General features: G+C 60.6%; 19 protein-coding genes. 6 read left to right on the forward strand and 13 right to left on the reverse strand.

The window, feature by feature from the left end; all coding sequences use genetic code 11:
* Nucleotides 1–272: 272 nt before the first annotated feature.
* Nucleotides 273–566, reverse strand: coding sequence for a plasmid stabilization protein (locus ACZ1II_RS15350; RefSeq protein ID WP_465147218.1), 294 nt, complete (start codon nt 564–566; stop codon nt 273–275).
* A gap of 54 nt (nt 567–620) precedes the next feature.
* Nucleotides 621–881 carry a hypothetical protein gene (locus tag ACZ1II_RS15355; protein WP_465147219.1) on the reverse strand — a complete coding sequence of 87 codons (261 nt, stop codon included), beginning with the start codon at nt 879–881 and terminating at the stop codon, nt 621–623.
* Nucleotides 882–1,180: 299 nt separating this feature from the next.
* Between ACZ1II_RS15355 and ACZ1II_RS15360 the strand changes: the two genes are divergently transcribed.
* The 3 genes from ACZ1II_RS15360 (at nt 1,181) to ACZ1II_RS15370 (ending at nt 3,538) form a co-directional block, all read left to right on the forward strand.
* A complete protein-coding gene (locus tag ACZ1II_RS15360; protein ID WP_465147220.1) occupies nt 1,181–1,702 on the forward strand; it encodes a hypothetical protein in 522 nt (173 codons plus the stop codon).
* A 439-nt stretch (nt 1,703–2,141) separates the two neighbouring features.
* A complete protein-coding gene (locus ACZ1II_RS15365) occupies nt 2,142–2,585 on the forward strand; it encodes a hypothetical protein (protein WP_465147221.1) in 444 nt (147 codons plus the stop codon).
* On the forward strand, nt 2,582–3,538 hold the full coding sequence (locus ACZ1II_RS15370; RefSeq protein ID WP_465147222.1) for a cation efflux transmembrane domain-containing protein: 957 nt from the start codon (nt 2,582–2,584) through the stop codon (nt 3,536–3,538). The genes ACZ1II_RS15365 and ACZ1II_RS15370 overlap by 4 nt, the downstream gene beginning before the upstream one ends.
* Nucleotides 3,539–3,594: 56 nt before the next feature.
* Here ACZ1II_RS15370 and ACZ1II_RS15375 read toward each other — a convergent pair whose 3' ends face one another.
* The 3 genes from ACZ1II_RS15375 to ACZ1II_RS15385 all read right to left on the reverse strand — a co-directional run bounded on the left by ACZ1II_RS15375 (nt 3,595) and on the right by ACZ1II_RS15385 (nt 5,641).
* Nucleotides 3,595–4,572, reverse strand: a complete 978-nt coding sequence (locus tag ACZ1II_RS15375; RefSeq protein WP_465147223.1) for a sensor histidine kinase — start codon at nt 4,570–4,572, stop codon at nt 3,595–3,597.
* A 133-nt stretch (nt 4,573–4,705) separates the two neighbouring features.
* Nucleotides 4,706–4,903: a hypothetical protein gene (locus ACZ1II_RS15380; RefSeq protein ID WP_465147224.1), complete on the reverse strand. Its 198-nt coding sequence runs from the start codon at nt 4,901–4,903 to the stop codon at nt 4,706–4,708.
* Between the two features lie 15 nt (nt 4,904–4,918).
* Nucleotides 4,919–5,641, reverse strand: a complete 723-nt coding sequence (locus ACZ1II_RS15385) for a Crp/Fnr family transcriptional regulator (protein ID WP_465147225.1) — start codon at nt 5,639–5,641, stop codon at nt 4,919–4,921.
* A 391-nt stretch (nt 5,642–6,032) separates the two neighbouring features.
* On the opposite strand from ACZ1II_RS15385, the gene ACZ1II_RS15390 reads away from it, so the two are divergent.
* Nucleotides 6,033–6,290 (forward strand): hypothetical protein, encoded by a 258-nt coding sequence (locus ACZ1II_RS15390; protein WP_465147226.1) that lies wholly within the window; start codon nt 6,033–6,035, stop codon nt 6,288–6,290.
* Between the two features lie 36 nt (nt 6,291–6,326).
* On the opposite strand, the gene ACZ1II_RS15395 is transcribed toward ACZ1II_RS15390, so the two are convergent.
* Nucleotides 6,327–7,070, reverse strand: coding sequence for a Crp/Fnr family transcriptional regulator (locus ACZ1II_RS15395; RefSeq protein WP_465147227.1), 744 nt, complete (start codon nt 7,068–7,070; stop codon nt 6,327–6,329).
* A gap of 60 nt (nt 7,071–7,130) precedes the next feature.
* On the reverse strand, nt 7,131–7,307 hold the full coding sequence (locus ACZ1II_RS15400; protein WP_465147228.1) for a hypothetical protein: 177 nt from the start codon (nt 7,305–7,307) through the stop codon (nt 7,131–7,133).
* A 324-nt stretch (nt 7,308–7,631) separates the two neighbouring features.
* Between ACZ1II_RS15400 and ACZ1II_RS15405 the strand changes: the two genes are divergently transcribed.
* On the forward strand, nt 7,632–7,754 hold the full coding sequence (locus tag ACZ1II_RS15405) for a hypothetical protein (protein ID WP_465147229.1): 123 nt from the start codon (nt 7,632–7,634) through the stop codon (nt 7,752–7,754).
* Nucleotides 7,755–8,042: 288 nt separating this feature from the next.
* Here ACZ1II_RS15405 and ACZ1II_RS15410 read toward each other — a convergent pair whose 3' ends face one another.
* From ACZ1II_RS15410 to ACZ1II_RS15420, 3 genes are all read right to left on the reverse strand, one after another.
* Nucleotides 8,043–8,210, reverse strand: coding sequence for a DUF1328 domain-containing protein (locus ACZ1II_RS15410; protein WP_147223179.1), 168 nt, complete (start codon nt 8,208–8,210; stop codon nt 8,043–8,045).
* 139 nt (nt 8,211–8,349) lie between these two features.
* Nucleotides 8,350–9,780 (reverse strand): dihydrolipoyl dehydrogenase, encoded by a 1,431-nt coding sequence (locus tag ACZ1II_RS15415; RefSeq protein WP_465147230.1) that lies wholly within the window; start codon nt 9,778–9,780, stop codon nt 8,350–8,352.
* Nucleotides 9,781–9,821: 41 nt separating this feature from the next.
* Nucleotides 9,822–10,580, reverse strand: a complete 759-nt coding sequence (locus tag ACZ1II_RS15420) for a hypothetical protein (RefSeq protein ID WP_465147231.1) — start codon at nt 10,578–10,580, stop codon at nt 9,822–9,824.
* Between the two features lie 222 nt (nt 10,581–10,802).
* Between ACZ1II_RS15420 and ACZ1II_RS15425 the strand changes: the two genes are divergently transcribed.
* Nucleotides 10,803–11,696 (forward strand): SDR family oxidoreductase, encoded by an 894-nt coding sequence (locus ACZ1II_RS15425; protein WP_465147232.1) that lies wholly within the window; start codon nt 10,803–10,805, stop codon nt 11,694–11,696.
* 30 nt (nt 11,697–11,726) lie between these two features.
* Here the strand turns inward: ACZ1II_RS15425 and ACZ1II_RS15430 are convergent, their stop codons facing one another.
* From ACZ1II_RS15430 to ACZ1II_RS15440, 3 genes are read right to left on the reverse strand one after another with little or no spacing between them, the layout of a single operon-like run.
* Entirely contained in the window at nt 11,727–14,054 is a 2,328-nt protein-coding gene (locus ACZ1II_RS15430; RefSeq protein ID WP_465147233.1) for a xanthine dehydrogenase family protein molybdopterin-binding subunit, read from the reverse strand.
* Complete coding sequence (locus ACZ1II_RS15435) at nt 14,051–15,028, reverse strand: FAD binding domain-containing protein (RefSeq protein WP_465147234.1); 978 nt, start codon at nt 15,026–15,028, stop codon at nt 14,051–14,053. The genes ACZ1II_RS15430 and ACZ1II_RS15435 overlap by 4 nt, the downstream gene beginning before the upstream one ends.
* Entirely contained in the window at nt 15,025–15,546 is a 522-nt protein-coding gene (locus tag ACZ1II_RS15440) for a 2Fe-2S iron-sulfur cluster-binding protein (protein WP_465147235.1), read from the reverse strand. Before ACZ1II_RS15440 ends, ACZ1II_RS15435 begins: the two co-directional genes overlap by 4 nt.
* Nucleotides 15,547–16,025 lie beyond the last annotated feature (479 nt).

Below are 16,025 nucleotides of genomic sequence, written 5' to 3' on the forward strand. Positions count from 1 at the left end.
ATATTCGCAGATACCTTCGATGCCGGACGGGGCCGGCGCGCGGGCGGTACCCAATTATCCTAGCGTAATGGGCTGACGTAAACAGTGACACATCAGCTGTCGATCACGGCGTGTTTCGGCTGAAGCCCGCGACACCTGGCTGTGCGCCCAAATTGCCGGAGGATGTTCGAAGCTCTGCAACCGAGGTTCTCAGGGAAAGTCTCACAGTGCCTGTAGGGAGGCATTGCGGACCGCTAGGCACAAGGGTGTGGGGATGGGCGGCGTTGTAGTGGTCATGCATTGCCGTTTCTGCGCCGGGTTTCCCATCCCTTCCGTGCAGCAGCTGATCGTTGTTCCGCCGAACCGGCCTTATGCGCCTTGCCGCCCCGGGATGATGCACTCCGGTTTTCGGTCTTTCCTCGACCCGATCCGGATTTCTTGCCGCCGCCGCTTTCCTTGTTGACGGTTGCCCAGGCGCGACTTTCGGCCTCCTTTTTTGGGGTACCCCGCTTTTCATAGCCCTTTTCTATATGCGCGGCGCGGCGCTTCTGCTTATCTGTGTAGCTGCTCTTGTCACCTCTAGGCATCTCTACTTTCCTTCATCCCTTCCTCGCCGCGGTAGCTCCTGTTCTGCAATGGTTTCAGGGCTTGTCCGGTAATCCATCCGGGAACTTGCCAGCTGTCGCTGCACCGCTGGGACCGCGTTCCGGGCGGTCTGCGGTCGGTTCGGGGGCACCGGGCTCGTCAATTTCCGTGGTGACGATGGCCGGGCTGCCATGACCCTGCCCTGAGATCGTTGCGCTGTTATCTCCGGGCGAGACTTTTTCCTCTGCCTTTCGGTTAGTGCGCTTGCCTGCTCCGGTCTCGTCCGGGCCTTCCGTCGTTTTGGGTGTCGACGACATGATCGGGCTCCTTTCATCGCGATTTCGTTGGATTCAACACAACGCGTGGGCAAATGGTTTCACGGCTGAACCGGAATGGACAGTTTACAACGGCACGCCGAGTTTAGCCGAAGTGCGACCCCAGTAGCTTTTAAGCTGACTTAAGAGGGGCGAGGAATTGACTGGCGTCGAGAAAGATGGCCTAGTTTCGGATAGAGTGCATCACGGATCGAATATATAAATGTGAATGGTCCCATGTTCGGCGATGAGGTGCGCATATGCCTTCGTCTTCTAGTCCCCTGATTTTTGCGGCGTTCGCCATGGCTTCAGCGCCATCGAACTCGTTCGGCCAATCTACGGGATTGGAGGATTTGGTCGGAGCCCGGGCCGGACAAGCCGACGGGGAACTTCAGCGTCGCGGCTATCGAAATGTGGGCGGTGAGAAGGGCGATGATCGCAGTTACTCCTATTGGTGGAGCCACGAGCGCCATCGGTGCGTAGCTGTCGCAACGATGGACGGACGCTATAGTTCGGTCACACCCACGCTGCCGGCCGATTGTGGCAAGAGTGACGGCCACGATGATCACCGCGCTAGCAGACATGATCCTCGCGGCGCACCCTCCCACGGCTACGTCGCCGGAAACGAACTTTCCCGGATTTGCCGCAATGAGGCCAGTGTCCGGTTCGATCGCCGTCCGAGCGAAATCACGGCGAATGCTCCCATCGAGCAGCGCAGCGGGTACATCGTGCAGGGATGGTATGACCGTCCTGATGGCAGCAAGGGCACTAAATTCTTCAACTGCCGCTTCGATGCGGATGGTCAGTTTCTAGGCGTAAACTGACAGGTTGGCAGAAGAAATCGCCGCTGCTGCAAGCCATGCACAGATCCTCACCGACAGCGAGACGCGCATTTCTGTGTTGGCAACCGATCGGCCGGCTCACACGCGGCCTAATGCCTGGATGACGTTAACCCTGTGTTCCGACCGAACCGAAGGCAACGATAGGTGGTCGGTACGAAGGTCAAAGCTTATCGCAACGCAAAATCTACAATTCGGAATCTCAATTTGTGCGAAGACAAATAGTGTTGCGGCACTTTGCCAATCCCAAGCGTTCTATGTCTGATTGAACAATAAAGCGAATGGAGAGGCAATTCGCCGACGGTCGACAAGCGTATCCAGACAGACGAGGTACGGTCCTCGACTGCGCTGTGCGGGCGGTCGAGGCCGAAGCGACCTTGAATCGGTTTCCATTGAAGCGCCGCACCAACGGAGGTGACCGAAAATGCGGGAAGTCGCCCTTGCGCTATTTTTGCTATGCGGGTGCGATGCGCTGCCACGCGATCCGGCCGGTACCTCGAACCGGATCGAGCAGAGGGGCACCTTTACCGTTGCGGCGCTCGAGGCTTCCGCTCGCTCGGCGCCTCAAGCCGGCAACCTCATCTCGGAGATCGAAAAGCGGACACATGCTCGCGCGCAGTGGCGCAGTGGATCGGGCGAGTCTGTCCTGCAGCAGTTGGAAGTAGGTAAACTCGACGTTGTCGTTGGCCACTTCAAGGCGGACAGCCCTTGGAGGACGGAGGTTGCCTTCGCTCCCGCCCTTTCGACGACCGGCCCCGATAATGCGCCACTCGAGCTGAAAGCAGCGATGCGAAATGGCGAGAATCGATGGATCATGACTGTCGAGCGGGCCAGCCGGACGGTATTGCAGAAAGCGGGGCAGCCATGAATGAGACCAGCCTGCCCGGTGAACTACGCCAGACCATGGCCAGGGCGATGCGCCTTGAATATTGGAACATTTTTTGGACACTTACCATTATCGTCACCATGGGACTGGTGCTGGGCCAAAGCGAGACGATGAAAACCGCCTGGATCGAGGACACGCTGGGTCTGATACCGCCAGTCATGTTTCTGGTCGCTGCTCGCATGGAGCGCAGAAGCCATAGCTCGCGCCGCTTTCCATTCGGCTTCGAGCGGGTCAACGGTCTTGGTTTCTTCGTCGCTGCGGTCGCGCTTGCGGCGGTCGGCGCGCTGCTGCTTTACAATGCGCTGATGGCACTGGGCTCACAGGAACATGCGACTGTCGGTTCCGTTGCCATTCTGGGCCAAGATATTTGGCTCGGCTGGCTGATGATCGCGGCGCAAATCTACTCGCTAATCCCTCCGCTGTTCATCGGTCGCAGGGAGCTGCCGCTTGCAAAAGCGCTCAACGACAAGTTGCTCCATACCGATGCGCTCATGAACAAGGCAAACTGGCTGACCGGTGCAGCGGGGCTGGCCGGCGTCATCGGCCTCGGACTTGGTTGGTGGTGGGCGGATTCAGTCGCCGCGGCGATCATTTCGGTCGATGTGCTCAATGATGGTATCAAGGCATTGCGCTCCTCTACCGCCGAACTGGTAGACGGCGCGCCCCGTGCGCTGTCCAGCACCGAACTGTCCCAAGATGCGCAGAAGGTCTGTGATCGGCTTCAGGCCGAGTTTCCCGGTGCGACGGTCCGCCTGCGCGAAACCGGGCGGCTGATCCGCGCTGAAGTGCATGGCGCGCACCCGCCGTCAGAATGCCGCCATCCCCGTCACTACTGGCCGGGTGATGACGATCGGGCTTGGCGGCTTGCACAGGTCAGCTTCATCCCCCCGACCGGGAAGGAGAAAAAGCAATTGGAGGGGCAAGAGCGCGGATAATCAGTTCGAACATTTCGTGATTGCATAGCCGATTTTCGGATCAAGCAGCGATCCCGTCATCGGGCAATGGCGCGCTTCGGAATACGAAGCGTGACCACCCGCTCAACACCTTCCCAGGCAACCTCCATACTGGCCTCTAGTCCGCGAATGGCGGCGCGGACGAGTTGGGTGCCGAATCCACTTCGGGTTTCGTCGGGGCTTCCACCTTTCTCACACCAGCGAATGATGATGTCATCATCCTCATGTTCAAAGCCTACGCGGAGATTTCCACCAGGGGTCGACAAACCGCCGTACTTCACCGCATTTGTAGCCAGTTCGTGAAACAGCAAGGCCAATGACGTTGCGCTGCCCTTCCCCACGGTGATCTCGCACGAAGAAAGCCGGATACGTCCGGCATCCCGATATGGTGCGAGCACCACATCGATCAGTCCGGAAAGCGAAGCTTCCGCCCTGCCTTCTGTACTCAAGGTTTCGCTCGGCAGCAAAACAAGGTTCTGCGCGGCGTCCAGCGCGGCAATCCGGCTGCTGAGATCACTGACGAACTCGTCAATGGAGCCGTGTCTCGGACCAATGCGCACCAATGCCTGAATTGTCGAGAGAAGGTTCTTGATGCGATGCTGCATCTCTCGCAGCAGGAGTTCCTGTTCCTGCGTGTAGCGCACTCGCTCGCCGATGCCGCGTGCGATCTTGGACGCACCGATGATATCGCCCTTGGCATCGCGGACGGGAGAAATCGTCACTTCGATATCGATGAGTTCGCCGTCATTGCGGCGGCGAGTCGTTGCCAATTGCTCAATGCGTTCGCCTGCGCGCAGTCTGGCGATGATAGAGGCTTCCTCTTCAAGCCTGTCGTCGGGAATGATTATGGTGATCGGCTTGCCGATCGCTTCCCCGGCCGTGTAACCGAAAAGCTTTTCAGCGCCGATATTCCAGCTGGTTATTATGCCGTCGAGCGTTTTACTGAGGATCGCATCGCTCGAACTCTCGACAACTGCCTTGAGCCACGCACCGGCATCAGGATCGGCACCAAACACCCGGCCTCCAGGATCTGCAAACCGGTGCGGGCTGCTACTCGCATCGTCCCCTCGGTTCTCCAATACCGATCACCGTAGACACGTGGGCAAATGTGGACAATGGCTGGTCAGGCAACTGTCTTTATAACATTTATCAATCTAGCGGTTCGGCACTGCCGCTTTTATGTTTCAGCGCTTCGCGACCCGCCCTGGCCAGACTTTCGCCGGTCGCAATCGCGGCCTCGGGCGTAAGTGTGATGGCGATACCATTGGGACCGTCGAGCAGGACGTGACCGTCCTCCACGCTGGCAACCCCTGGCTCGTCATATGGCTGCATTTGCGGGTACGGCATCATCCAGCTCCTGTATTACGTCGGCGCGACCGGGTCCAGATAGAGATAGCGAGGATCGAAGTCCGCCCGCCTGACAAGCTGGGCGGGATCCATGATCTCTACCAGCGATGCGCGCATCTGGCATAATCCGGCTTCGCGCAACTGGCGCAGTACGCGATTGGTGTGGACGGTTGTCAGACCGCAGATTTCAGCGATGTCTGCCTGGGTCAGGGACAGGGCAAAGCGATGACCGTCTGAAAGGCCGACCGCCTGAAGTCTTGCGTTCATCTCACACAGAAAGTGCGCTACTCGGCCAACCGCATCGAGGCGACCTACACGGAAAAGCCAGGCTCTGTGCATAGCTGCGTCGATGAGCGTTGAAAACCAGAGCTTGCGGGCAAGTTCCGGCCTCGGATCAATCACTTCTTTCAGCGCGGCATGGGGCACTATCGCCACGGTTGCAGCCGTGAGTGTGCCGATGCTGTGATCGAGGCGTTTCATTGGAAACGCATGAAGGTCGACGAATTCGCCGGGCACATGCACGGCGACCAGCTGACGCAGCCCCCGCCGGTCGTCGATATAGCGAGACATGATCCCGTCGATCAGCATCGTGCTGACATCCACCTTCGTTTCGGCATGGATGAGGGTCTGACGCGCTTCGATGGTGCGCACCTCGCTGATGATTCCCTCCAGCAAACCTCGCTCGGCGTCAGTCAGATTGACGCCGCGACGATTCGCGAGAAGGCGGTCCATGAACATTTCCGTACTGACTCCAAAAAGCAGGTCGGATGCTCATAGAACCGGTTAGTCCCGGCGGTGATCCCATGGACCCCACAAATCGTCATAATCAATGTTAATCCATCGGCATGATCGCGCCTTATCGCGGCAATGCCGCAAGTCAGGACAGTCACCGGGAATTCGGCACATGGACGCTTCGGATCGAATTTCCCGGGTTCTACATGACGGTGGAAGAAATGCGTCGAGCGCGATCAAGGTCTTGGATCGGTGAGGATGTTCGAGGCCGCCGCCGGTCTCGTCCGGCCCTTTTCTCGAAAAGTTAATCTATGTGATGATCAATCAGGTCGATGCCAGCTAGACGGCGCGTTCGAGGCGTTTACGCAATTTGGTCGGCAAGGTTAAAAAGCGGGCAATGGCAGCACAATCAATTCAAATCGACAAAGCGATCCTCCAATTCGAAGGCGCTATTTTCTGTTTACGCGACATACTAGCCAGACTCATTATTCATACCCCCGGTGTGCAGGCAGAGACAATGATACAGTTGTTATCTGACCGCGCCCATATTTTCTCGGGGCAGCTCGGCCCGGATAGGCTGACCGGTTACATCGACGAGCTGCAAATGCTTCTCACGGAAATCAGTGAAATCAGGGTTCCTAGTGAGCACGCTTGAGGCCTAATTGGAGGATTGCGGTCGCAGCCTGCGTCATCAATCATTGGCGTCGATAAATGAGCCTTCGTGATCAAGGTGCAGGTAGTTCGGATTGAACATGGCAGCCGCTTCCAGGCCTTCCAGACTGAGCACCAGAAGGCGTCGTCCCCGCAGTTCGATGAGATGATCGCGGCGCAGATCCTGAATGGTTCGATTGACGTGAACTTGCGTCAAGCCCGTGGCTTCGGCGATCTCCGACTGGGTCATGGGGAATTCGCAGGCGTTTCCCTGGATCAATCCTACCGTCCGCAATCGCACGAAAATCTCGCAGAAGAGATGGGTGATCCGTTCGTAAGCGGTCCGCTGCCCGATGTTGGTGGTCCATTCGCGCTGGGTTGCCACCGCCACCAGTTCGCTCCACCAGAGTGCCTTGGAAATCCGCGGCGAATTCTCCATCATTTCCTGGAATTCTGCCTGCGAAATTTCCGCCAGCGCCACCTCGGTTACGGTCGATAGCGAATGATCCATCTTTCTCAGGATGAAGACATTGGTATCGCATAAGTCGCCAGCGATGAAGAATGACAGTATCTGTCGGCGGCCGTCGGCTAGTTGTTTGTAGCGCTGCGCCCAGCCTTCAAGGATCACGTTCACGAACCTGGGGCGATCTCCCTCCCGAATGATGTCATGCCGGGGCGGCAGAACTCGGATCCGCTTGCTCAGCGCCGTTGCAAGAATTTCCCTGTCATGTCCGGACAGCCTCACGAAGGCAGAAAGATGCAGCGTCAGGAAATTGCCTCGCATCATTGATCAGTCAACCCGTTGCAATTCGAGATTTGTTCCGGCGGTCCATCGCTTCTCCGATTAATGCGATCGATTTTTAGCGTCTCGCTCCCGTCGAATGCGGTGAAGCGCCTCGGTTTGCTCTTTTTCGCCTTCAACTATCGAATCCGGTCGGCCCGTGATTTCGCCTGCCAATCTTTTTGCGTAACCTTTCACGATTTCGGCCGCCTCGTGCAAATCTTCCTTCTTGTCGGCCATTACTAGCTCCTGTGATCTTCTTTCCATCCTTTCGGTAACGGCTGCGGTAACGCCGCGTTCCCCTACTCTGATGACCAAGGTCGAGGGGAACTACTCTCGAACGCCGGACCGAGCCGGGAACGAGTACGCCTCCGGCGCGCTTATTGTTGCAATCTCGAAGCACGGAGCGCGGCATTGTAGGCCGGCGCAGCACCGGCGGCGTTAAGCGTGCGCCAGAATGGAGAGTTACCATGCCGCAAATGACTAATTATCGGCCGAGAAGGCGTCGAGATGACAGGTGATAGGAACAAGCCCAGTTCGCGAAAATTAGGACGGGCAGGCGTGATGGCCGCGGCTATCGTTCTTGCCGTCATTGTCCTTGTCTTTGTGGGACGCAACATCTGGCATGCCGAGCAACTCGAAGAGGAGCAGCGAACCGGCGTGAAGGAGCGCAGCGGCCTCAACTGACCATTGAAAGCGGGTGATCGATCGGGGCTGGAACTCTCATTCTCGCGTCGGGCCAAGAGAGGACGTAACTCTTGTTCCCCGATGTGATTGCAAGAAATCCTGGGCGCATCCCTGCGTGACAAGGCGAGCCCTGATCGCTCGCCGCTTAGATCCGTACAGTTTTAGGTCTGTTTGAACGCAAACTGCTTCAGGACCATGCTTCCAAACGGCATGATCCTGAAGCAGGATTTCCAGCTCAAGGCATAGCAGAAGGTTTCTGACTACGGGAATGCCTCGGGCCGCCGGGGGTCAAGGAACTCTTTTTCCCCGACCGAAGAAGAAGCCAAGAACCAGGATTACGACCGCGACGAGAAGGAAGACCTTTGCAAGACTTGCTGAAAGGCCAGCAACGCCTCCAAAGCCCAGCAGCGCCGCGATAAGTGCAACAACAGCGAAAATGATGGCCCAGCGAAACATGGGGCTCTCCCTTGATACGAACGCTGCATCGACCTTTTCGAGCAGCTCGGTTCTATAACATCTGTTCTGCGCCTATGTTCCGCAAATCTTGCAAACGGGGGGGGCGGCGAGACATGGCTGATCATTGCCAAGCAAACCGTTAAGAACCGGCTGGAGTGCCTGCATCCTGATCGGGCGGGAGAGCGATCGGGGTGGCGGCGCAGATGGTACGCAGCGCCTTTTTCAGCCCTTCCTCCAGGGTAGGGTGATAGAAGGGCATGTTCAGAAGCTGCGTCGCGGTGAGGCCACCCTGCACTGCCCAGGCCAGCATATGCGCAAGATGCTCGCCCGCAGGCGCGATCAGGTCGGCACCGATCAGCCTGCCGTCCGGCGCTGCGGCATAGAGCGTTAGGATTCCGCGATTGAGCCCGTCAACGCGCGCTCGGCCCTGGTCGGAAAAGTCTGCCGAACCGGTGACGGCCCCCTCGTCTTCCGCCTTGCCGATCGTAGCCAGGACCGGCTCGGTGAACGTGATGGCAAAAGTCGTATTGCGCTCGACCGGGATCGGCGCAGGAAAGGCTGCAGCGTTTCGCCCGGCGATGGCGCCCTCGTGCGAGGCTTCGTGCAGAAGTGGCAGGTCCGCCGCTGCATCTCCCGCCATGAAGACAGAACTTTCCCCGCAGCGCATCGTCGTGCGCTCATAGCGGGGGACGCCGTGTTCATCGAGGTCGAGCCCGGCCTTGTCGAGATCGAGCCTGCCCAGCTGCGGTTTTCGCCCGACCGCGACAAGCACCTGGTCGAACAATGCCTCGCCCTCGCTCGCCCCGCTCCAGTTCAGGCGCACGCCATGGTCCGACACATGCGGCGTGATGTCGACACCGAGATGCAGGGCGAGATTGTTCTCCATAACTTCGCGGAGCTCACCGTGTACCTTGTCGCAGCGAACCTTGGCCATGCGCTCGCCCTTGTCGAACAGCGCCACTTCGACGCCAAGGTGGGCGAAGGCCTGCGCAAGTTCGAGGCCGATGGCGCCCGAGCCGACCACGGCAAGGCGTCGGGGCAGGTCCTCCAGGTCGAAAACCGTGTCGCTGGTGAGCGCAGCCGCGCCCAGCTCTGCGAAAGGCTCCGGCAGGATCGGCGCAGAACCGGTCGCGATGACGATCGTTCGCGCTTCTACCCGCCGCCCGTCGCCAAGAAGGAGGCGCCCCGGCCCCTCGAAACGGGCGCGGGCACGGATCGCCACCTCCTTCGGCAACCGCGCGATGGCTTCGCGCGTGAGGCGGGCGAACCTGTCTCGCTCGGTGCGTACACGCCGCAGCACGGCAGGACCGTCGATTCGCACGCCCTCCACTTCGATCCCGAACAGTCCCGCCCGTTCGATGCGTGCGGCTTCCCGGCTTGCGGCGATCAGCAGCTTGGAGGGCATGCAGCCAACCTGCGCGCAAGTGGTCCCGTTGAACTCGGGATCGATCAGCAGGGTGGAAGCCCCGTTCTTGCGCGCGGCGCGCTCGGCAGCGAGACCGGCAGTCCCCCCGCCGATCACCGCGACGTCGGTCTTCAGGACAAGTGTGCTGGCTTGATTGTCGCTCATGGTCTGGTGTTTCCGCTAGAATGGAGAGAACGCGCCCGGCATCAACCGTGGCGCGCGCGGTGACGGCCTAGTGTCCCGGCTGCAGCGCAGAGCGCATGCGTCACTTCCTTGCGCCAACCGCCGGGGCGAAGGCGTCGCGCGGCCGAGTGCGCGGCGCAGACGATCGGCGTTGCTGCCCAGTCGCGCGCAAGATCGCCGGCCCATGAGGCAAAATCGTCGGCGGCGCCGGGACGGCGCTGCAATGCCTTTCCCAGCATCGGATGAAAGCGCAGCCGCGATTGAGGCAGGATGCGGCCGAGCAAGCCGGGCGCTGCCAGCACCATCAGCGTATCGTCGACATGGACTATGCCACTCTCCCGGTGCCGGACAAGGACGGAAGCGGCATGGACGCTGTCGTCTCCGGTCACCAGATCGAGCCCGGAAGGAACCGAGAAGTCGAGACCCTCGAACCGGGCCTGCGTCGCAGCGTCCTCTATCGCGGCATCTTCCCAAGGAAGCTCGGGCGCATGCTCGCGGTGCCGCCGGGTCCCGAACAGCTGCGCGCGCGGGGCCAGTTCGTGGGCTGCACTGCAATGCAGGGTATGGAAGGGGTGGACGTTTACGATCGTGTCGATGGCTTCGCCGTTTCCGGTCAGCTTCAGCAGTGCATCGCGGTCGGCGCCGGACACGCCGTAGCTGTCGATCAGGGTGAAGCGCCCATCGGGTCTGCGCACCAGCGACATGTGGGTGCCGAGATCGAGGATCCCTGCCACCTTGAACGAACCGCGGAAATTCCAGAAATTCTCGGCAAGCTGCTGCATGGTCGGCCTCGCTCCGCCGTTGAAAGCGGATGATGATCCGCCGGGATGCGAGTGCAAACCGCCGGAGCCGCCAACGTTCCTGCCGAAAATCCCGCAGGCGGCCAGAATTCGCAAGACGCGCGGCGAACTGCGATCAATCCGGGCCGGAACGCCGCGCCGAAGTGCAACTCGTGACGGATGTCGCCGTTGTCATTTCAAATCCTTCGAACCACAGGAGCATTCATGGCCGACCGCCTCACGATGCAGGATCCCCGCAGCCAGTACCCCAAGCCCCCCTTCCCTGAGCAGCCTCAGCCCCGCCCCGGCATTGTCGGCAAGCTGGAGCCAAGGCCCGATCACGGCGAGGAAAGCTATGTCGGTGCGGGCAAGCTCGAGGGGCGCAAGGCACTCGTCACCGGGGGCGATTCCGGCATCGGGCGCGCCGCTGCGATCGCCTATGCCCGCGAGGGCGCGGACGTTGCCATCGCCTATCTGCCGAGCGAGGAAGAGGATGCGCGCGAAGTCATCGCCCTGATCGAGGCGGCGGGGCGCAATGCGGTGGCATTGCCCGGAGACGTGAGCGAAGAAAGCTGGAGCCGCCAACTGGTCGAGGACGCGGTAAAGGGGCTTGGCGGTCTCGATATCCTGGTCATCAATGCGGGGCGCCAGCAATTCCGGGAGAATGTGAGCGAAGTCTCGTCCGAGGATTTCGACAAGACGCTCAAAACTAACCTCTATGCAATGCACTGGATCACCCAGGCGGCGGTGCCGCACCTGCCGGTGGGCGCCTCGGTCATCACCACGGCATCGGTGCAGGCTTACGAACCTTCGGATATCCTGCTCGACTATGCCACGACCAAGGCGGGCATCGTCGCCTATACCAAGGCGCTCGCCAAGCAGCTGATGGAGAAAGGCATTCGCGCGAACGTGGTGGCGCCGGGGCCGTTCTGGACGGTGCTTCAGGCCAGTGGCGGGCAGCCGCAGGAGAAAGTTGCCCATTTCGGCGAGCACAGCCGCTTCGGCCGCCCCGGCCAGCCCGTGGAGATTGCACCGGTCTATGTCCTGCTCGCCTCGCAGGAAGGCAGCTACATCACCGGCGAAGTCTACGGCGTTACCGGCGGAGCGGGCATCGCCTAGAGCCCGCAATCGCGCGGAGATGCGGGAATTTCAGAGCAACTTGTCGAGCGTAATCGGAAGATCGCGCACCCGTTTTCCCGTAGCGTTATAGACGGCATTTGCGACCGCGGCCGCCGTGCCGGTAATGCCGATCTCGCCGATGCCCCGGGCGCCCATCGGCGTGTGCGGATCGGCAATGTCGGTCCAGATCACGTCGATCTCGGGCACGTCCATGTGAACAGGCACATGATATTCGGAAAGGCTTGGGTTCATCACCCGGCCACTTCGCTCATCAACCAGGGTTTCCTCCATGAGCGCAAGACCAAGGCCCATGATGATACCGCCACGGAACTGGCTTGCGGCGGTCTTGGGGTTCAGGATGCGCCCGCAGTCGAACGATCCGAGGAAGCGTGTGACCCTTGGTTCGCCGGTCACTGCATTCACCTGCACTTCGCAGAACATCGCGGCATGGCTGTGCATCGACCAGTGCATGAGTTCTAGTGGTGGCGGACCTTCGCCTACAACCTCGATGAAATCCCGTCCGGCGCGGGCAAGGATGGAAGCATAAGTCTCGTGTCGTTCCGGGTCGTCCCGGACGCACAGGCCTGCATCACGGCATGCAACATCGTTGGGTTTGATGCCAGCCAGAGGAGAATCGTTGCCGACGATATCAAGCAGTTCTTTGATAAGCAGGTGATGCGCGGCGATTACCGCTGCGCCGATGGAGGCGGTCTGCTGCGATCCACCGGCAAGCACCGTGCCGGGAAGCCTGGAGTCCCCGTAATGAAACTCCACCGCTTCGATCGGCAGGCCGAGGCGTTCGGCGGTAACCTGCACTTGCGCGGTAGCCGTGCCCATACCCATTTCATGAGCAGCAATTCCGACGCTGGCGCCGGTCGGCGATAGGGTCAGGCGCGCCGCACCTCCCGGCATGCGATAATAGGGGTAAGTGCCCGTAGCGCAGCCCATACCGACCAGCCACTCGCCCTCCCGCCTGCTGCCAGGTGTCGGACTGCGCCGCGACCACCCGAACGCTTCTGCGCCCGCGCGCCAGGCATCGACGATCCGGCGCGAGGAGAACGGCAACCCGCTCAGCGGATCGACATCGGGCTCGTTACGGATGCGCAGTTCGATGGGATCGAGATCCACTGCTTCGGCCAATTCGTCCATTGCGGACTCCAGGGCGAAGGTTCCCACGGATTCACCCGGTGCGCGCATGAAGGTATTGGCCAGCAGGTCCAACTCGACGCTATGCACATCGAGTTCGATCGCTTCGGCGGCATAAGCACTGCGAGACGCGAGAATGAATGGCTCCGGCATCACGTTCGAGGGGGTCTTCGCCGTCAGGCCGCGATGGATCAGGGCCTTCAGCCTGCCATCCGCATCCGCGCCCAGGCTCACCTGCTGCTCGGTAAACGAACGGCCTCCGACCAGCCGATAGACACCTTCGCGCGAGAGGACTAGCCTTACGGGGCGTCCGCAAAGTTTCGCTGCCGCGGCAGCCAGGACATGGTGCTGCCACATGCACTTACCGCCGAAGCCGCCACCGACATAAGGCGAGGTAACGAGAACCTTGTCTTCCGGGATGCCGAAGATCTGACCAAGCGACCAAGCTGTATGGCTGACCAGCTGGGAGGCATCATGAACGCGAAGGATTTCGTCCTGCCATGCCACCGTCACGGCGTGCAGTTCGATGGCGTTATGATTATGGCGCGGGGTTCGGTATGTGGCATCTATGCGGACGGCAGAAGCGTGCAAGGCGGTCTCGGCCTTTCCTTTCTCGTCATGCAGCGGTTCACCCATGAATTCCGCAGGCCTGGCATGGGAACGAGCTTCGTCGAACGCGGTAATAGCCGGTTCGGTCTCGTATGCCGCTTCGATCAGGGACGCAGCGTGGTTGGCCTGTTCCTGCGTTTCCGCGAGCACCACGGCTACCGGCTGACCGTTCCAGTGGATCCGGTCGTCCTGCATCACCGGCAGATTGTCTCCGCCCGCTGCCTTGGGGTTCGACATGAACACGGGCGGCGGTGATATGCGGGGGGCATTATGGTGTGTCATCACTTCGACCACGCCCTGAGCCGTCCGCGCACGCGCCGTATCCAGAGTGACGATGCGCCCCTTGGCGATGGTACTGAAGACAATGGCCGCGAACACCAGGCGCTCCATGGAAAACTCGGCGGCAAACCGGGCCTTGCCCGAGACTTTCAGCGGTCCGTCGATCCGGGATACCGCGCGGCCGACATGGCCATGCTGTCGGCCGATCAGCGGATCTGGTACGCCCCCAGGCACCCAGGCGTCGGGCGCCAGCGCGACTGCCTTGGCCATCAGCCCCTGCGCGGCGCCCTGGATGAGACCCTTAGCATCTTTGGCGATGCTCATGGCCGTTCTCCCGTCAATTCCTCGAGCACCGCGACGATCGTGCGGCGTGCCAGTTCGATCTTGAAGCCGTTGTCCTTGAGCGCACGAGCCTCGGCCAGTTCGGCATTTGCGGCAGCCACGAACCCAGCCCGGTCGGCAGCGCCTCCGCGCAGGATGTCCTCTGCACGGCGCGCACGCCAGGGACGGTGAGCAACCCCTCCGAGTGCAAGACGCACATCTCGGACCCGGCCGCGTTCGACATCTACCGCGCAGGCCACGGATATCAGGGCGAAAGCGTAGCTCGAACGGTCGCGTACCTTGCGATAGGTCGAACGGGGCAATGCAGGCGGCAGCTCGACTGCGGTGATCAGCTCGCCCGGTTCAAGCATCGTCTCGATATCGGGGCGATCGCCGGGCAGGCGATGCAGATCCGCAAGCGCTATGTGTCGCTCTCCTTGCGAAGTGCGCGTGTGAACGACTGCATCGAGCGCGGCAAGTGCCACGGCCATGTCCGAAGGGTGCACCGCTACGCACGCGCTCGAGGCGCCGAGGATCGCATGGTTGCGATTGAAGCCGTCCAATGCATCGCAGCTCTGTCCTGGGTGTCGCTTGTTGCATCGGGCACCCGACTCATCGTAAAAATAGCTGCAGCGGGTGCGCTGAAGCAAATTTCCGCCCGTTGTCGCCATGTTTCGGATCTGGGCGCTGGCGCCAGAGAGGATCGCGCGGGCGAGAGCGGGGTAGCGCGTTCGCACGACTGGATTCGCCGCAACGGCAGTGTTGCGTGTCGCGGCACCGATGAGCATGCCGCCGTTACGGGTTTCCTCGATTTCAGTTGCAAGGCCTGAGACATCAACCAATGCTTCCGTGCGCTCGATCGTCTCACGCATCAGATCGACCAGATTGGTGCCGCCGCCAAGAAACCTCGCACCGGCCTGAGCCTGAACCACGGCATCCTGTGCGTCGAGGGCACGGGAATAGCGAAGCGGAGTCATTCTGCTATCTCCGGCTCAAGCGCAGCCACGAACGTTGCAGCGATGGCTTCGACAATCCCGTTGTGCGCGCCGCAGCGGCAAAGGTTGCCGCTCATCCTTTCGCGTATTTCCTCACGGCATAGCGCAATTGCGGTCAGGTCGAGATCAACGGTGGCGTGGCTCGGCACGCCGCGGCCGATTTCGTCTGCCATGCCGATCGCCGAGCAAATCTGTCCGGGCGTACAATAGCCGCACTGGAAGCCATCATGTTCGATGAAGGCCTGCTGCAGCGGGTGCAGTTCAGTGGCCGTGCCGACGCCCTCTATCGTGGTGAGGCAACGTCCATCGTACTGAACCGCCAGTGCCAGGCACGACAGGATGCGCTCTCCGTCCGCCAGGACAGTGCAGGCTCCGCACGCGCCTTGATCGCAGCCCTTCTTTGTACCGTGGAGATGGAGGCCGTCGCGCAGAAAATCCAATAGGGAGACGCGTGAGTCAGATGGAACTTCAGCCGTCAATCCGTTTACGATCATGCTCATTGCACAAACCTCCCGCTACGGCGAAAACTTTCGATTGACGCAGCCTGTAACGCCGGGATGCGCCCTGAGTGCCCATTCCAGGTCACGGTGGTGTCGCAATCAGCCGAAATGATGGTATCTGCGCGACATAATCGTTCGGCTGCGATCGGCGATGGGCACGATCTCGCTCCCCATGGTGGATGGCGCGCCTATATCGCTGCGTCGTCTAGCGGCTAGGTCAATTGGGAACCACATGCGTTGGTTTGGCCAAAGACGGGGCAGACGATCAGCGGGCGGACACCACCGGGGCGGCATCTGAGCGCAGGGCGGTTCTCGGCTCGTCGCTGGTTGAAGACCGTGCTGGGTTCATGAACAAGCCGGGCGGCATCATCGAAGCAGAAATCTACATTGCCGGCTTCCTAGCCGCGAGTTGTTGCCATTGTCGCCCTAACTGCCTTCAGTCACGGGAGAATTTGCGCTATCCTGGCGTCATGCCCACC

It is taken from the genome of Novosphingobium sp. BL-S-20, from assembly GCF_055521635.1.

Coding starts and splice junctions, on each gene's coding strand:
- ACZ1II_RS15360 (WP_465147220.1), top strand. CDS start 1,181: ATGGCTTCAGCGCCATCGAACTCGTTCGGCCAATCTACGGGATTGGAG.
- ACZ1II_RS15400 (WP_465147228.1), bottom strand. CDS start 7,307: ATGGCCGACAAGAAGGAAGATTTGCACGAGGCGGCCGAAATCGTGAAA.
- ACZ1II_RS15395 (WP_465147227.1), bottom strand. CDS start 7,070: ATGCGAGGCAATTTCCTGACGCTGCATCTTTCTGCCTTCGTGAGGCTG.
- ACZ1II_RS15415 (WP_465147230.1), bottom strand. CDS start 9,780: ATGAGCGACAATCAAGCCAGCACACTTGTCCTGAAGACCGACGTCGCG.
- ACZ1II_RS15370 (WP_465147222.1), top strand. CDS start 2,582: ATGAATGAGACCAGCCTGCCCGGTGAACTACGCCAGACCATGGCCAGG.
- ACZ1II_RS15425 (WP_465147232.1), top strand. CDS start 10,803: ATGGCCGACCGCCTCACGATGCAGGATCCCCGCAGCCAGTACCCCAAG.
- ACZ1II_RS15350 (WP_465147218.1), bottom strand. CDS start 566: ATGCCTAGAGGTGACAAGAGCAGCTACACAGATAAGCAGAAGCGCCGC.
- ACZ1II_RS15440 (WP_465147235.1), bottom strand. CDS start 15,546: ATGAGCATGATCGTAAACGGATTGACGGCTGAAGTTCCATCTGACTCA.
- ACZ1II_RS15410 (WP_147223179.1), bottom strand. CDS start 8,210: ATGTTTCGCTGGGCCATCATTTTCGCTGTTGTTGCACTTATCGCGGCG.
- ACZ1II_RS15380 (WP_465147224.1), bottom strand. CDS start 4,903: ATGCCGTACCCGCAAATGCAGCCATATGACGAGCCAGGGGTTGCCAGC.
- ACZ1II_RS15355 (WP_465147219.1), bottom strand. CDS start 881: ATGTCGTCGACACCCAAAACGACGGAAGGCCCGGACGAGACCGGAGCA.
- ACZ1II_RS15430 (WP_465147233.1), bottom strand. CDS start 14,054: ATGAGCATCGCCAAAGATGCTAAGGGTCTCATCCAGGGCGCCGCGCAG.
- ACZ1II_RS15390 (WP_465147226.1), top strand. CDS start 6,033: ATGGCAGCACAATCAATTCAAATCGACAAAGCGATCCTCCAATTCGAA.
- ACZ1II_RS15420 (WP_465147231.1), bottom strand. CDS start 10,580: ATGCAGCAGCTTGCCGAGAATTTCTGGAATTTCCGCGGTTCGTTCAAG.
- ACZ1II_RS15385 (WP_465147225.1), bottom strand. CDS start 5,641: ATGTTCATGGACCGCCTTCTCGCGAATCGTCGCGGCGTCAATCTGACT.
- ACZ1II_RS15405 (WP_465147229.1), top strand. CDS start 7,632: ATGGCCGCGGCTATCGTTCTTGCCGTCATTGTCCTTGTCTTTGTGGGA.
- ACZ1II_RS15435 (WP_465147234.1), bottom strand. CDS start 15,028: ATGACTCCGCTTCGCTATTCCCGTGCCCTCGACGCACAGGATGCCGTG.
- ACZ1II_RS15365 (WP_465147221.1), top strand. CDS start 2,142: ATGCGGGAAGTCGCCCTTGCGCTATTTTTGCTATGCGGGTGCGATGCG.